The organism is Pantoea sp. X-Soil-MYKO-1785 (genome assembly GCF_059730675.1).
Genome location: NZ_AP036000.1, coordinates 2,830,893 through 2,845,540, shown reverse-complemented (window position 1 = coordinate 2,845,540; position 14,648 = coordinate 2,830,893). Strand labels below are relative to the sequence as shown.

General features: G+C 58.8%; 13 protein-coding genes. 8 read left to right on the top strand and 5 right to left on the bottom strand.

Annotated features, from left to right (window positions below; translation table 11 throughout):
• Positions 1–194 precede the first annotated feature (194 nt).
• From fruB to fruA, 3 genes are read left to right on the top strand one after another with little or no spacing between them, the layout of a single operon-like run.
• Positions 195–1,325, top strand: coding sequence for a fused PTS fructose transporter subunit IIA/HPr protein (gene fruB, locus AC6I8D_RS13595; RefSeq protein ID WP_312055437.1), 1,131 nt, complete (start codon positions 195–197; stop codon positions 1,323–1,325).
• Positions 1,322–2,260, top strand: coding sequence for a 1-phosphofructokinase (gene fruK / locus AC6I8D_RS13590; protein WP_031377223.1), 939 nt, complete (start codon positions 1,322–1,324; stop codon positions 2,258–2,260). The genes fruB and fruK overlap by 4 nt, the downstream gene beginning before the upstream one ends.
• Before the next feature lie 16 nt (positions 2,261–2,276).
• Complete coding sequence (gene fruA, locus AC6I8D_RS13585; RefSeq protein WP_312055438.1) at positions 2,277–3,980, top strand: PTS fructose transporter subunit IIBC; 1,704 nt, start codon at positions 2,277–2,279, stop codon at positions 3,978–3,980.
• Positions 3,981–4,228: 248 nt separating this feature from the next.
• On the opposite strand, the gene nfo is transcribed toward fruA, so the two are convergent.
• Both nfo and AC6I8D_RS13575 read right to left on the bottom strand, forming a co-directional pair.
• Entirely contained in the window at positions 4,229–5,074 is an 846-nt protein-coding gene (gene nfo / locus AC6I8D_RS13580) for a deoxyribonuclease IV (protein WP_497820344.1), read from the bottom strand.
• Between the two features lie 54 nt (positions 5,075–5,128).
• Entirely contained in the window at positions 5,129–6,184 is a 1,056-nt protein-coding gene (locus AC6I8D_RS13575; protein ID WP_497820343.1) for a YeiH family protein, read from the bottom strand.
• Positions 6,185–6,290: 106 nt separating this feature from the next.
• Between AC6I8D_RS13575 and AC6I8D_RS13570 the strand changes: the two genes are divergently transcribed.
• From AC6I8D_RS13570 to AC6I8D_RS13550, 5 genes are all read left to right on the top strand, one after another.
• Positions 6,291–6,656 carry a YkvA family protein gene (locus tag AC6I8D_RS13570; RefSeq protein WP_069728973.1) on the top strand — a complete coding sequence of 122 codons (366 nt, stop codon included), beginning with the start codon at positions 6,291–6,293 and terminating at the stop codon, positions 6,654–6,656.
• An 18-nt stretch (positions 6,657–6,674) separates the two neighbouring features.
• The gene (yieE, locus tag AC6I8D_RS13565) at positions 6,675–7,541 is read left to right on the top strand and encodes a DNA-binding transcriptional regulator YeiE (protein WP_312055441.1); all 867 of its coding nucleotides are present in this window, start codon (positions 6,675–6,677) and stop codon (positions 7,539–7,541) included.
• Positions 7,542–7,658: 117 nt separating this feature from the next.
• Complete coding sequence (locus AC6I8D_RS13560; protein ID WP_312055442.1) at positions 7,659–9,125, top strand: amino acid permease; 1,467 nt, start codon at positions 7,659–7,661, stop codon at positions 9,123–9,125.
• 354 nt (positions 9,126–9,479) lie between these two features.
• Positions 9,480–10,556, top strand: a complete 1,077-nt coding sequence (locus AC6I8D_RS13555) for a FecCD family ABC transporter permease (RefSeq protein ID WP_312759688.1) — start codon at positions 9,480–9,482, stop codon at positions 10,554–10,556.
• Positions 10,556–11,344: an ABC transporter ATP-binding protein gene (locus tag AC6I8D_RS13550; RefSeq protein ID WP_312055444.1), complete on the top strand. Its 789-nt coding sequence runs from the start codon at positions 10,556–10,558 to the stop codon at positions 11,342–11,344. Before AC6I8D_RS13555 ends, AC6I8D_RS13550 begins: the two co-directional genes overlap by 1 nt.
• A 73-nt stretch (positions 11,345–11,417) precedes the next feature.
• On the opposite strand, the gene fghA is transcribed toward AC6I8D_RS13550, so the two are convergent.
• The 3 genes from fghA to ptrR form a co-directional block, all read right to left on the bottom strand.
• Positions 11,418–12,263 carry an S-formylglutathione hydrolase gene (fghA, locus tag AC6I8D_RS13545; protein ID WP_312759692.1) on the bottom strand — a complete coding sequence of 282 codons (846 nt, stop codon included), beginning with the start codon at positions 12,261–12,263 and terminating at the stop codon, positions 11,418–11,420.
• Positions 12,264–12,275: 12 nt separating this feature from the next.
• On the bottom strand, positions 12,276–13,400 hold the full coding sequence (locus tag AC6I8D_RS13540) for an S-(hydroxymethyl)glutathione dehydrogenase/class III alcohol dehydrogenase (RefSeq protein WP_031377125.1): 1,125 nt from the start codon (positions 13,398–13,400) through the stop codon (positions 12,276–12,278).
• Between the two features lie 225 nt (positions 13,401–13,625).
• Positions 13,626–14,537 carry a putrescine utilization regulator PtrR gene (gene ptrR, locus AC6I8D_RS13535; RefSeq protein ID WP_497820342.1) on the bottom strand — a complete coding sequence of 304 codons (912 nt, stop codon included), beginning with the start codon at positions 14,535–14,537 and terminating at the stop codon, positions 13,626–13,628.
• Positions 14,538–14,648 lie beyond the last annotated feature (111 nt).

Sequence of the window (14,648 nt, the reverse complement as noted above, 5' to 3'; positions counted from 1 at the left end):
CCTGAAACGTCGATGAAATGTGCGTAACGTCAAAAATCTGCTACGCCGTTTGCGCATTTTCTTGCCTGCTGAAAGGGGCTGTACCACAATCCTTGAAACGTTTCAGCGGTGACCGCGCCACCTGTTGTGTGACAGATGGCGTAAAAATTTCCCCATCGGCTGAAACGATTCAATCTCAGCAAGCGAGGAGAATTATGTTCCAGCTCGAATTGCAGGCCATCCATACCGGAGCCAGCGCCCAGAACAAAGAAGAGGCCATTCGCCAGGTTGCCGCAGCGCTGACCGCTGCCGGTAATGTGACCGAAGGCTACGTCAACGGGATGCTGGCGCGTGAACAGCAAACCTCCACCTTTCTTGGTAACGGCATCGCGATCCCGCACGGCACTACCGATACCCGCGATCTGGTGCTGAAAACCGGCGTCCAGGTGTTCCAGTTTCCGCAGGGCATCAGCTGGGGCGACGATCAGACCGCCTATGTGGCGATCGGGATTGCCGCCAAATCGGATGAGCATCTGGCGCTGCTGCGTCAGTTAACCCACGTTCTGAGCGATGACAGCATCGCTGAACAGCTTAAAACCGCCTCTGCTGAAGATCTCCGTGCGTTGCTGATGGGTGAGAAACAAGCCGCCGAATTCAGTTTCGACACCTCATTAATTACCCTGAACGTCGCCGCCAGCGATTTAATCACCTTACAGGCGATGAACGCCGGTCGGTTGCAGTCAGCGGGCGTGGTCGATGCCAGCTACGTCGCTGACGTGGTCTCTAACGCGCCGCTGAGTCTCGGACAGGGGATCTGGCTGAGCGACAGCAGCCTCGGCAACCTGCGCAGCGGCGTCGCCGTTAGCCGGGCGGCTCATCCGTTTGACCATCAGGGCGAATCTGCCGCGCTGTTGATCAGCGTCGCCGCGGTCGATGAACGTCCGCTGGAAGTGCTGGGTTACCTCAGCGCCCTGTTGCAGCAAGGCAAAGCAGACCGCTTGCTGAAAGCCGATGCCGCAGGCGTTTATGCGCTGCTCACCAGTGAAGTTGACGAGCAGGCCGAGGTGCTGACCGCCGAGTTCACCATCCGTAACGAACACGGTCTGCATGCCCGTCCGGGCACCGCGCTGGTCAGTGTGATCAAGCAATTCAACAGCGACATTACCGTCACCAACCTCGATGGCAGCGGCAAGCCCGCTAACGGCCGCAGCCTGATGAAAGTGGTGGCGCTCGGCGTGAAGAAAGGCCATCGCCTGCGCTTTACCGCCAGCGGTGAAGATGCACAGCAGGCGCTGAATGCGATTGAAGAAGCGATCACCAGTGGACTGGGCGAGGGGGCAGCATGAGCAGACGTGTCGCTACCATCACGCTGAATCCGGCGTATGACCTGGTGGGTTATACCCCTGAAATTGAACGCGGCGAAGTCAATCTGGTGAAAACCACCGGTCTGCACGCGGCGGGTAAAGGGATTAACGTGGCCAAAGTGCTGAAGGATCTGGGCATCGACGTCACCGTCGGCGGCTTCCTCGGCAAAGAGAACCAGGATGGCTTTCAGCAGCTGTTCAGCGAGCTGGGCATTGCTAACCGTTTTCAGGTGGTGCCGGGCCGTACCCGAATCAACGTTAAACTGACTGAACAGACCGGCGATGTCACTGACCTGAACTTTTCCGGTTTTCAGGTTAACGGTCAGGACTGGGATCGCTTTACCAGCGACTCACTCACCTGGCTGGGCCAGTTCGATATGGTCTGCGTCAGCGGCAGCCTGCCGGAAGGAGTCGATCCTGACGCCTTCACCCGCTGGATGACCGAGCTGCGCACCCATTGTCCGTGCATTATTTTTGACAGCAGCCGCGACGCGCTGGTGGCCGGGCTGAAAGCCGCGCCGTGGCTGGTTAAACCCAACCGTCGTGAACTGGAAATCTGGGCCGGTCGCAAACTGCCGACCCTGCAGGATGTGATTGATGCTGCGCACCAGCTGCGCGAGCAGGGCATCGCTCATGTGGTGATCTCGCTGGGTGCGGAAGGCGCGTTGTGGGTTAACGCCTCAGGCGAATGGATTGCCAAACCGCCGGTGTGCGAAGTGGTCAGCACCGTGGGTGCCGGCGACTCGATGGTCGGCGGGCTGATTTATGGCTTGTTAATGCGTGAATCCAGTGAACACACGCTGCGTCTCGCCACGGCAGTGGCGGCAATGGCCGTCAGCCAGAGCAACGTTGGCGTTTCCGATCGTACCCAGTTGGCCGCAATGATGGCGCGCGTCGACTTACAACCCGTTAACTGACAGCAGGAGAGCGATAATGAAAACGCTGCTGATAAAAGATCCTTCATTGGGACTGGCTTCCGCTTATATGGCGCAACAGCGCCTGGCTGCCGCCGCTGCGGCGGCTGGCCTGACGCTGACTGATAATCCCGCCGAGGCCGGGCAGGTCATCGTGCTGGGGAAAAACGTACCGGACGACGCAGCGCTGAATGGCAAACCGCTGTGGCAGGGCGATGTTCAGCTGGCGATCCGTGAGCCAGAAACCTTCCTCAATCGCGCCAAAGCCGAGGCTAAACCGTGGCAGGCCGCCGTGCCGGTTGCGGCACCAGCAGGTGCGCCTGCAGCGGCTCAGGCTGGCGCGCAGAAACGTGTGGTGGCGGTTACCGCCTGTCCGACCGGCGTGGCACATACCTTTATGGCCGCCGAGGCGATTCAGGCTGAAGCGACCCGGCGCGGCTGGTGGGTAAAAGTTGAAACCCGCGGTTCTGTCGGTGCCGGTAACGCCATCACCCCTGAAGAAGTGGCAGCTGCCGATCTGGTGATCGTGGCGGCTGATATCGAAGTCGACCTGGCGAAATTCGCCGGTAAGCCGATGTACCGTACCTCAACCGGCCTGGCGCTGAAGAAAACTGCTCAGGAACTGGACAAAGCGGTTGCCGAAGCGAAACCGTATAAGTCTGCGGGTGGACAAGGTAGCGACAATCAGAATGAGAAGAAAGAGGGCGCAGGCGCTTATCGTCACCTGCTGACCGGTGTTTCTTACATGCTGCCGATGGTGGTGGCGGGCGGTCTGAGTATCGCGCTGTCATTTGCCTTTGGTATCACCGCATTTAAAGAGCAGGGCACGCTGGCTGCCGCGCTGATGCAGATCGGCGGTGGCAGCGCCTTTGCGCTGATGGTGCCGGTACTGGCGGGCTTTATCGCTTTCTCGATTGCTGACCGTCCGGGTCTGACCCCAGGCCTGATTGGCGGCATGATCGCCACCAGCATTAACGCTGGCTTCCTCGGCGGGATCATCGCTGGTTTCATCGCCGGTTACGCTGCGAAGCTGATCAGCGGCAAAGTAAAACTGCCGCAGAGTATGGAAGCGCTGAAGCCGATACTGATCATTCCGCTGTTTGCCAGTCTGATCACCGGCCTGCTGATGATTTATGTGGTCGGTAAACCGGTTGCCGGCATCATGAACGGCCTGACGCACTGGCTGGCGAACATGGGTACTGCTAATGCGGTGCTGCTGGGCGCGATTCTGGGCGGCATGATGTGTACCGATATGGGTGGCCCGGTCAATAAGGTGGCTTACGCATTCGGTGTCGGTTTGCTGAGTTCACAGACATATGCGCCGATGGCGGCGATCATGGCGGCCGGTATGGTGCCACCGCTGGCGATGGGTCTGGCGACGCTGGTTGCCCGTCGTAAGTTCAACAAAGGACAGCAGGAAGGGGGCAAAGCGGCGCTGGTGCTGGGTCTGTGCTTCATCTCTGAAGGTGCGATTCCGTTCGCGGCCCGTGACCCGATGCGCGTTCTGCCTTGCTGCATCATCGGCGGCGCGACCACCGGTGCTATCTCGATGGCGGTGGGTGCCAAACTGATGGCGCCACACGGTGGGCTGTTTGTCCTGCTGATCCCGGGTGCGATTACGCCGGTGGTCGGTTATCTGGTGGCGATTGTGGTCGGTACGGCGATTGCCGGTCTGAGCTATGCGGTACTGAAACGTCCGGAAGAGCAGCTGGCCAAAGCCTGATTTGCTCAGGGCATAATCTGCTGAAGTATAAAAACAGGGAGCCAGATGGCTCCCTGCTTGCTTTTTCAGACGGTGAATAATGTTAAAGCGATGGATGAATACGCCTGGAGTAAAGCGTCACGCCTCAGCGCTGCGGATAGCCCTTTCAGCAGCAGAGGCGCTCAGGCCTCTACTCTCGTGCCATTTTAAGCAGACTGCGTTATCACCGGTCCCTTAACCGATCGGCATTAAGCCAGCTGGCTCCCTTTTTATCCCTGCTGTTCTGACTTCAGCCAGGCAATCTCATCTTTCCAGATATCCGGGTTGATGGTTTCGAGAATCAACGGAATCCCGTCAAAACGCGCATCCTTCATCATCCAGCTAAATACGGTTTTGCCGATGTTGCCTTCACCAAGGCTGTGATGGCGGTCAACACGGCTGCCAAAGGTGCTTTTCGCATCGTTGAGGTGCATGCCGCGCAGATAGCGAAAGCCGACAATGCGCTCAAATTCAGCAAAGGTGGCGACGCAGTCCGCTTCGGTACGCAGATCATAGCCGCCGGCAAAGGCGTGGCAGGTATCCAGACAGACGCCGACGCGGCTCTTATCCTCAACCTGGTCGATAATTTCCGCCAGATGTTCAAAGCGGAAACCGAGGTTGCTGCCCTGACCGGCGGTATTTTCAATCACTGCGGTAACGTTGCGAGTCTGGTCGAGGGCGATATTGATCGATTCGGCGATGCGTTTCAGGCAGGCCTGCTCGTCAATCTGATGCAGATGGCTGCCCGGATGGAAGTTCAGCAGCGTCAGGCCGAGCTGATCGGCGCGCTGCAGTTCATCAACAAAGGCGGCACGGGATTTTTCCAGCGCATCAGCCACCGGGTGGCCAAGATTGATCAGAAAACTGTCATGCGGCAGGATCTGCTGCGAGCTGAAGTGATATTTCTCGCAGGCGGCGCGAAAGGCATCAATCACCTCAGTGGAAAGCGGGGCGGCTTTCCACTGCCGTTGATTTTTAGTAAACAAGGCGAAGGCGGTGGCGTCTATTTCATGGGCGCGAATGACTGCTTGATCCACACCACCTGCCGCACTGACGTGTGCGCCGATATATTTCATGCCGTTCTCCTGAAGGGGCTATGCACTGACGAGCAGGCATGATACCCGATGCGGTTAGCCCATGAAATGTTGCACCAGCAGATTGATGGCACCGCCGCCGACGATCAGCCAGACAGCGACCATCGCGCCCAGCAGCAGCGGTTTCACACCCGCTTCACGTAACGCGCTGAAACGGGTAGTTAATCCCAGCGCAGCCATCGCCATCGCCAGCAGCAAGCCAGCCAGTTGATTCAGCATCGCCACCAGGCCAGCGGGGAGCAGGTGCAGCGAGTTAAACAGCGCGACGGCAATGAACAGCAGCGCGAACCACGGGAAGGTCACCGGACGCGATGCGGTCGCCGCCGGGCTCTGGCGGCGCAGCACGCCGCTGAGACACAGCAGGAACGGGGCCAGCATCATCACCCGCAGCATTTTGGCAATCACCGCGCTGTTCTCGGCATCCGGACCGATACTGTGTCCGGCCGCGACCACCTGAGCCACTTCATGAATGGTCGAGCCGGTAAATACGCCGAACTGCGCCTGATCAACACCAGGCAGCAGGGTATGCACCAGCGGCCACAGCAGCGGATAGCTAAAAATCGCCAGGGTACCAAACAGCACTACCGTCGCGATGGCGACCGCGACTTTTGACGGTGCCGCTTTGACCACCGGTTCGGTCGCCAGTACCGCCGCCGCGCCACAGATGCTACTGCCGGCACCAATCAGCCAGACGGTATCGCGATCGAGCTTCAGCAGGCGCATCCCCAGCAGGCAGGTAATAAAGAAGGTGCTGCTCAGGGTTAGCGCATCAATCAGGATGCCGCTGACGCCGACGTCAGCAATCTGCTGCAGCGTAATGCGAAAGCCGAATAAAATTACCCCCAGCCGCAGCAGTTTCTGCTTGGCCAGCACCACCCCGGCATCACAGTGGGAGGCCAGCGGCGCGTAGACGCTGTTGCCGATGATGATGCCCAGCACAATCGCCAGCGTCAGCGATCCCAGCCCCCACGACGCAATCGCCGGTTGTCCGGCCAGCCAGCTGGCCGCAGCGGCAATCAGCGCGGTCAGCAGCGAACCAGGCAGCCAGCGCGGAATCGGATGATGGGTTTTGGTCATGCTCAGATCGGTCATGGTGGTTCCTCCTTCTGCTTGAGGCCCGATCATCGCGCTGACTGGCTTAAAAGTGAAATTGATAATATATTTATAATTGACCAGAATAAACGATAAGGCGGCAATCATGCTATTTTCGCGTCTGCGCCGATGGGCGACGCTGATCAAACGGGACGTGGTGGTGCTGTGGTTTGCCTTTCGCGATCCGCGCACCCCGTGGTGGAACAAACTGGCGATGCTGGGACTGGTTGCCTATGGCATCAGCCCAATCGATCTCATTCCGGATGTGATCCCGTTTGTTGGATTACTGGATGATGCGGTGATTATTCCCTCCGGGGTCATGATTCTGCTGCGGCTGCTGCCGCGTGAGGTGCGCATCAGCAGCAGCCAGCGGGCGCAAACCCAGCGCTCGCGCGGCAAAAAGATAGCTGGCGGGATTGCGCTGATTGCGCTGATCTGGCTGGCGGTGGTGATCTATCTCATCAGGCAATAAATGATTTAAGGAGCGCCGATGCACATTACGCTGCGGCAGATAGAAGTGTTCACGGAAGTGTTAAAAAGCGGCTCGACCACCCAGGCGTCGCAGCTGCTGGCGCTATCGCAGTCGGCGGTCAGCGCCGCGCTGGCCGATCTGGAAAACCAGCTCGGGGTACAGCTGTTTGATCGGGTAGGCAAGCGGCTGGTGCTGAATGAGCATGGGCGATTGCTCTATCCGCGCGCGGTCGGGCTGCTGGAGCAGGCGGGTGAAATTGAGCAGCTGTTCAAAGAGGACAATGGGGCGATTCGCATCTTTGCCAGCAGCACCATCGGCAACTATCTGCTGCCCGGCATGATGGCGGCTTACCGGCGTGATTTTCCCGGTTTGCCGCTGGAGCTGAGCGTCGGCAACAGCCAGGATGTGATCAATGCGGTATCCGATTTCCGGGTTGATGTCGGGTTGATTGAAGGCCCCTGTCACATGACTGAGCTGGTGAGCGAACCCTGGCTGGAGGATGAGCTGGTGGTATTTGCCGCACCGGATGCGGCGATCCTGCAACAGCCGGTGACGCTGGAAACGCTGGCGGCAGCGCCGTGGATCCTGCGTGAACGCGGCTCCGGCACCCGTGAAATTGTGGATTATCTGCTGCTGTCGCATCTGCCGACCTTTCAGCTGGGCATGGAGCTGGGCAACTCCGAGGCGATCAAACATGCGGTGCGCCACGGAATGGGCATCAGCTGCCTGTCACGGCGGGTCATCAGCGATCTGCTGGATGCCGGCACGCTGGTGGAACTGCCGCTGCCGCTGCCGCGTCTGACCCGCACCCTGTACCGCATTCACCACCGGCAAAAACATATCTCGAAGGCACTGACACGTTTTTTATCCTATTGTCGCGAGTGATTACTAATAATTATGCCGCGATCATGAACGTAACTTATAACAGTGCGGCATTCGCTATACAGCGCGGGCTTAGCTGCTACAATCGCGCCTCATTTTTACCCAGCGTAGCGTTTACACATGCATAATGACTCAAAAACAACACAACAACCTGCGTTACGACGTGCGTTAAAAGCACGTCATCTGACGATGATCGCCATTGGCGGTTCAATCGGCACCGGCCTGTTTGTCGCGTCCGGCGCGACCATTGCCCAGGCTGGTCCTGGCGGCGCGCTGCTCTCTTATATTCTGATCGGACTGATGGTCTATTTTCTGATGACCAGCCTCGGTGAACTGGCAGCGTTTATGCCGGTCTCAGGCTCGTTCGCCACCTACGGCGCAAAGTACGTTGAAGAGGGCTTTGGTTTCGCGCTCGGCTGGAACTACTGGTACAACTGGGCGGTGACCATTGCGGTTGACCTGGTCGCCTCGCAGCTGGTGATGAACTACTGGTTCCCCGACACGCCCGGCTGGATCTGGAGTGCGCTGTTCCTCTGCCTGATGTTCCTGATGAACTACATCTCGGTGAAGGGCTTTGGCGAGGCGGAATACTGGTTCTCGCTGATCAAAGTGGCGACCGTGATTATCTTTATCGTGGTGGGCGTGCTGATGATCACCGGCATCATGCGCGGTGCAGAGCACGCAGGCTGGCAGAACTGGCAGGTCGGTGACGCACCGTTTGCCGGCGGCTTTGCGGCGATGATTGGGGTGGCGATGATTGTCGGATTCTCCTTCCAGGGCACCGAGCTGATCGGTATCGCGGCGGGCGAATCTGAAGATCCGGCCAAAAACATCCCGCGGGCGGTGCGGCAGATTTTCTGGCGTATCCTGCTGTTCTATGTGTTCGCCATTCTGATTATCAGCCTGATCCTGCCGTATACCGATCCGCAGCTGCTGCACAATGATATCAACGATATCAGCGTCAGCCCGTTCACCCTGGTGTTCCGTAATGCCGGTCTGCTGTCGGCGGCGGCGGTGATGAATGCGGTGATCCTGACGGCGGTGCTGTCAGCCGGTAACTCCGGCATGTATGCCTCCACCCGCATGCTCTACAACCTGGCGAGCGAAGGCAAAGCGCCGCGGATTTTTGCCCGTCTGTCAAAAGGCGGCGTGCCGCGCAATGCGCTGTGGGCCACTACCGTGGTGGCGGGGCTGTGCTTCCTGACCTCAAAATTTGGCAACCAGGAAGTGTATCTCTGGCTGCTGAACACCTCGGGCATGACCGGCTTTATCGCCTGGCTCGGTATCGCCATCAGCCATTACCGCTTCCGTCGCGGCTATGTGGCGCAAGGGCATGACGTGAACGCGCTGCCTTACCGTTCCGGCTTCTTCCCGCTGGGTCCGATCTTCGCCTTTGTGCTCTGCCTGATCATTACCCTCGGTCAGAACTACCAGGCGTTCCTCAATGACCGTATCGACTGGTACGGCGTGGCGGCGACCTACATCGGTATTCCGCTGTTCCTGATTATCTGGTTCGGTTACAAGCTGACGCGCGGCAGCCGCTTCGTGAAGTACAGCGAAATGGAATTCCCGATCCATAAAGAGTAACGCTGCGCTGAAGCGTGGTGCCTTCGGTCGTTTTGGATGACCGAAGTAAAACATAAAGCGAGGGGAGCCTGCGCCTGTAGCAAAGCAGCGCGGACCAGGGACAAAAGCGCAACGCGTTGGCCCGGCTACCGGCGCACCTCAGGGATGAGGTGCGTAATCGCCCGCACTGAGCCGCCAGCAAGGGCGGTTTTGCCTCTTTGCGAAAGGCGTATGCTCCCTGAGTCAGTATCCTGCCTGTTAACGCGCTTTTTTCTGCTTTTTTCACGCCTCGCTTATGCTCACGAATTGATAATTATTATCACCTGCACTATTGTGGCTGCGTTTTCTGACCGGATAGTCACAACAGGGTTAAACATGACGACAGAATCTTCGCTGCTGACAGGCACTGAATCGCCTGAGCACAGCGTGCAAAACTATCATCAGGTACTGCGGCGTCGCATGATGTGGATTGGCGTACTGCTGCTGGCGATTCTCGCCTCTCTGATCCTCGACTTTACTCTCGGCCCGGCGGGCCTGTCACTGCAGACGCTGTGGAATACCCTGCTTAGCCCCGCTAGCGTCGATGCCGGAACCCGGGTTATCGTCTGGGACATTCGCCTGCCGTATGCGCTGATGGCGATCGTGGTCGGCCTGTCGCTCGGCCTGGCAGGGGCAGAAATGCAGACCATCCTGAATAACCCGCTTGCCAGTCCGTTTACCCTTGGCGTCTCGTCTGCGGCGGCCTTTGGTGCCGCGCTGGCGATCATTCTCGGCATCGGTATTCCCGGCGTTCCTGACCAGTGGCTGATCTCCGCCAACGCCTTCGTGTTTGCGCTGTTTGCCGCCCTGATGCTGGATGCGGTGACCCGCTGGACGCAGGTTTCTTCGGCTGGCGTGGTGCTGTTCGGTATCGCGCTGGTATTCACCTTTAATGCGCTGGTTTCGATGATGCAGTTTATCGCCAGCGAAGACACGCTGCAGGGGCTGGTGTTCTGGACCATGGGCAGTCTGGCGCGCGCCTCGTGGGAGAAGCTGGGCGTGCTGACCGTGGCGCTGGCCATTCTGCTGCCGTTTTCGCTGCTGAGCAGCTGGAAGCTGACGGCGCTGCGCTTAGGCGAAGACCGCGCGATAAGCTTTGGCATTGATGTGCGCCGTCTGCGGCTGGCGACCTTACTGCGCATCAGTATTCTCTCTGCGCTGGCGGTGGCCTTTGTCGGTCCGATCGGCTTTATTGGCCTGGTAGCACCGCATATCGCCCGCATGATGTTCGGTGAGGATCATCGCTTTTATCTGCCGGCCAGTGCGCTGGTGGGGGCGCTGGTGCTGTCGCTGGCGTCTGTCGCCTCGAAGAACCTGATCCCCGGCGTGATCATTCCGGTCGGCATTGTCACTTCGCTGATTGGCGTGCCGTTCTTCCTGAGTATTATTTTGCGTCATCGGGGGACAGTCTGATGCAACAGGGTCTGACCTTACGCGGTTTCAGCGCCGGTTATCCTAAGCACAAGGTGATTGAAAACCTGAATATCGCGCCGCTGCCGCGCGGTGAGATTACCGTGCTGCTCGGGCCAAACGGCTGCGGCAAATCGACCCTGCTGCGGGCGCTGGCCGGCCTGAATAAAGGCCGTGGTGAACTGTGGCTCAACGGCGAAAACCTGATGACCCAGCCGTTTGCACAGCGGGCAAAGCATGTGGTTTATCTGCCGCAGTCGCTGCCGGCCGGGGTGCATCTGCACGTGCTGGAGTCGATTATCGTGGCGCAGCGCGCCTCCGGTGGCCTGCACAGCGCCAACAGCGAAGCGGAAGTGATGCATCTGCTGCAACAGCTGGGGATTGCCCACCTGGCGATGCGCTACCTCGATCAGCTGTCGGGCGGGCAGAAGCAGCTGGTCGGGCTGGCGCAGTCGTTGATCCGTCGCCCCTCGCTGCTGCTGCTGGATGAACCGCTTAGCGCGCTCGATCTGAATTACCAGTTCCACGTGATGGATCTGGTGCGGCGCGAAACCGCACTGCGCAACATGGTTACGGTGGTGGTGGTGCACGACATCAATATCGCGCTGCGCCACGCTCAGCATGCGTTAATGCTGAAGCAGGGCAGTCTGGTGGCCGAAGGTCAGCCGGATCGGGTGATTACACCGGCCACGCTGGCTCAGGTGTATGGTGTTGAAGGACGGATTGAGCACTGTAGCCGCGGAATGCCGCAGGTGATGATCGACGGACTGGTGCACGACGCGCTGGTGTAATCAGGTGCGAGAGGGCGGTCAGCAGCAAGGAAGAAGCACCTCATCCTCCCGGCGCGGGAAGATGAGGTGAAGATTAGCGGGCCAGCAGATGCTGCGCGTGGAAGCGCAGGTGATCTTCAACAAAACTGGCGATAAAGAAGTAGCTGTGATCGTAACCCGGCTGAATGCGCAGGGTCAGCGGGAAGCCCGTCTCCTGCGCCACCGACTCCAGCCGCTCCGGCTGCAGCTGATCGGCTAAGAACTGATCGCTGTCGCCCTGATCGATCAGCATCGGCAGCCGATGCGAGACCTGCGCCATCAGCTGACAGCTGTCATATTCACGCCAGGCGGCGCGATCGTCGCCCAGATAAGCCTGAAACGCTTTCTGTCCCCACGGCACATCCATCGGATTCACAATCGGCGCAAAGGCGGATGCCGAGGCAAAGCGGCCGCCCAGGCGCAGCGCCAGCATCAGCGCGCCATGGCCACCCATCGAATGACCCATAATCGACTGACGCTCGCTGACCTTGAAGTTATCGGCGATCAACGCCGGCAGCTCACTGCTCAGATAATCGAACATCCGAAAATGGCTGGCCCACGGCTGCTGGGTTGCGTTGAGATAAAAACCCGCGCCCTGACCGAGATCGTAGCCCTCATCATTCGCCACCCCTTCGCCGCGCGGGCTGGTGTCCGGCATGATCAGCACCAGGCCCAGTTCGGCGGCAACCCGCTGCGCCCCGGCCTTGGTGGTGAAGTTCTCATCATTACAGGTCAGCCCGGCGAGAAACCAGACCACCGGCGGTGGCGCATCACCATGCGGAGTCGGCAGGTAGATGCTGAAGGTCATCGGGCAGTCGAGGACCGCCGACTGATGACGCCAGCGCTGCTGCCAGCCGCCAAAAATGCGATGTTCTTCCAGAAGCTCCAGAGTGGATGCCATAACGCCTCCTGATTACTTGTTAAAGTGCACTACCGAGCGGATCGATTTTCCTTCGTGCATCAAATCAAAGGCGTCGTTAATCTGTTCCAGCGGCATGGTGTGGGTGATGAAATCATTCAGCGCAAACTTGCCGTCGAGATAATCCTGCACGATGCCGGGCAGCTGTGAACGGCCTTTGACGCCGCCAAACGCCGAACCGCGCCAGACGCGACCGGTCACCAGCTGGAAAGGACGGGTTGAGATCTCTTCACCCGCGCCGGCCACGCCGATAATCACGGATTCGCCCCAGCCCTTGTGGCAACACTCCAGCGCGGAGCGCATCACGTTGACGTTACCGATACATTCAAACGAATAATCGACGCCGCCATCGGTCAGCTCAACAATCACTTCCTGAATCGGCTTATCGTAATCTTTCGGGTTAATCAGATCGGTGGCACCCAGCTTGCGCGCCAGATCGAACTTACTGGTGTTGATGTCGATGGCAATGATGCGACCGGCTTTCGCCATTTTGGCACCGATGACCGCAGACAGGCCAATGCCGCCGAGACCAAAGATCGCCACGGTATCGCCTTCCTTCACTTTGGCGGTATTCATCACCGCGCCCATGCCGGTGGTAACGCCGCAGCCCAGCAGGCAGACTTCTTCCAGCGGTGCTTCTTTGCTGATCTTCGCCAGCGAAATTTCCGGGATCACCGTGTACTCAGAGAAAGTTGAGGTGCCCATATAGTGGAAAATCGGCTTGCCGTCTTTGTAGAAACGGGTGGTGCCGTCGGGCATCAGACCCTTGCCCTGGGTGGTACGAATCGCCTGGCAGAGGTTGGTTTTGCCAGACAGGCAATATTTACATTTGCCACACTCCGGGGTGTAAAGCGGGATCACATGGTCGCCGACTTCGACGCTGGTGACGCCTTCGCCGACGGCTTCAACGATGCCGCCGCCTTCGTGGCCGAGGATCGCCGGGAAAACGCCCTCAGGATCGGTGCCGGACAGGGTATAGGCATCGGTATGGCAAACGCCGGTCGCCACGATGCGTACCAGTACTTCACCTTTCTGCGGCGGCATTAAATCCACTTCTTCAATTTTCAGCGGTTCGCCAGCAGCCCAGGCAACAGCGGCACGGGTTTTGATCATATTCATGCAATCCCTCTTCCAGTCAGATTGTGACGCGCGAAGGCGTCCGGTTGGTGGTGGTGATTCAGAGCCTGGGCTTCCAGGCTATTTTATTTGCCAGTCTGAACCCGGGCAGTGCTCACAATCCTCACGTACTCCGTGTACGCTCCGGTTGTTCCGCGCTGGCCGTGTTCAGGCTGCCTGCAACAGTTACGCCTGGCCCGCCAGGCTCTTAAACATAGCGCGGAACGCTTATTCCGCCGCCGCTAATGGATGGATCAGCTCATCGTTGAGCGGACGATCGTCAAATTGTTCGATGATCAGGTACTTCAGGGCTTCAACATTCGGCGTGAACGCGTCGCGTCGCCACATCAGCCAGGTTGCGGTATCGCGGTAGCCCGGCGGCAGCGTGTGCGCCTGCACCCGTGAGCGGTCCGGCATCTGCTTCAGCACCGAGGCGGGGATCATCGCCACCCCCGCGCCGCCCGCCACGCAGGCCAGCATGGCGTGATAGGACTGAATCTCCATCACGTTGTCGGGCGCGGTCTGGCTGTCGCGATACCAGGTCTCCAGCTTCACCCGATAAGAGCAGCTGTTGCGAAAGGCAAACAGCGTGTCATCCTGCACGTCGCGCGCGCTGTTAATCGGCGCGTGATCGAGTCCGGTAATCAGCACCATCTCCTCGCGGAAGGCGATGCAACCGTTGAGATCGTCATGCGAAACCGGACCGTCAACCAGCGCAGCCGCTAAGGTGCCTTCACGCACCCGATCGATAATCTCGCCAGAGGTGCCGGTGATCAGCGATAGTGCCACATTCGGAAAGCGCTGGTGATAGGCTGCCAGCAGGCCGGGCAGCCGCGTGGCGGCAGTGCTCTCCATCGAGCCGAGCGCAAAGTTACCTGCCGGTTCACCGGTGCGGGTCATGCTCATCGCTTCGTCACTCAGCGCCAGGATACGCTGCGCATAATTGAGGAAATTATGGCCCATTGGCGACAGGCGAATGCGTTGCTTCTCACGAATAAACAGATCAACGCCTAACTCTTCTTCCAGTTGACGCAGCCGCGTGGTCAGATTAGAGGGTACGCGATGCAGCTGTTCTGCCGCGCGCGCCAGCGAACCGCTTTCGGCGACGGAACAGAACATACGTAGCTGAACTAAATCCATATCTTCTCTTCTCGTAAACAACTTGGTTAATATTATTCACTTTCCGTGAGTTTAAACATCCTGCATGCTGTAAGCAAGTCAGAAAAGATCCCAGGCCATCACGACAGGAGT

What these genes read in the sequence shown, in the direction of transcription:
- fruB (WP_312055437.1), top strand. Translation starts at nt 195, where the DNA reads ATGTTCCAGCTCGAATTGCAGGCCATCCATACCGGAGCCAGCGCCCAG.
- fruK (WP_031377223.1), top strand. Translation starts at nt 1,322, where the DNA reads ATGAGCAGACGTGTCGCTACCATCACGCTGAATCCGGCGTATGACCTG.
- fruA (WP_312055438.1), top strand. Translation starts at nt 2,277, where the DNA reads ATGAAAACGCTGCTGATAAAAGATCCTTCATTGGGACTGGCTTCCGCT.
- nfo (WP_497820344.1), bottom strand. Translation starts at nt 5,074, where the DNA reads ATGAAATATATCGGCGCACACGTCAGTGCGGCAGGTGGTGTGGATCAA.
- AC6I8D_RS13575 (WP_497820343.1), bottom strand. Translation starts at nt 6,184, where the DNA reads ATGACCGATCTGAGCATGACCAAAACCCATCATCCGATTCCGCGCTGG.
- AC6I8D_RS13570 (WP_069728973.1), top strand. Translation starts at nt 6,291, where the DNA reads ATGCTATTTTCGCGTCTGCGCCGATGGGCGACGCTGATCAAACGGGAC.
- yieE (WP_312055441.1), top strand. Translation starts at nt 6,675, where the DNA reads ATGCACATTACGCTGCGGCAGATAGAAGTGTTCACGGAAGTGTTAAAA.
- AC6I8D_RS13560 (WP_312055442.1), top strand. Translation starts at nt 7,659, where the DNA reads ATGCATAATGACTCAAAAACAACACAACAACCTGCGTTACGACGTGCG.
- AC6I8D_RS13555 (WP_312759688.1), top strand. Translation starts at nt 9,480, where the DNA reads ATGACGACAGAATCTTCGCTGCTGACAGGCACTGAATCGCCTGAGCAC.
- AC6I8D_RS13550 (WP_312055444.1), top strand. Translation starts at nt 10,556, where the DNA reads ATGCAACAGGGTCTGACCTTACGCGGTTTCAGCGCCGGTTATCCTAAG.
- fghA (WP_312759692.1), bottom strand. Translation starts at nt 12,263, where the DNA reads ATGGCATCCACTCTGGAGCTTCTGGAAGAACATCGCATTTTTGGCGGC.
- AC6I8D_RS13540 (WP_031377125.1), bottom strand. Translation starts at nt 13,400, where the DNA reads ATGAATATGATCAAAACCCGTGCCGCTGTTGCCTGGGCTGCTGGCGAA.
- ptrR (WP_497820342.1), bottom strand. Translation starts at nt 14,537, where the DNA reads ATGGATTTAGTTCAGCTACGTATGTTCTGTTCCGTCGCCGAAAGCGGT.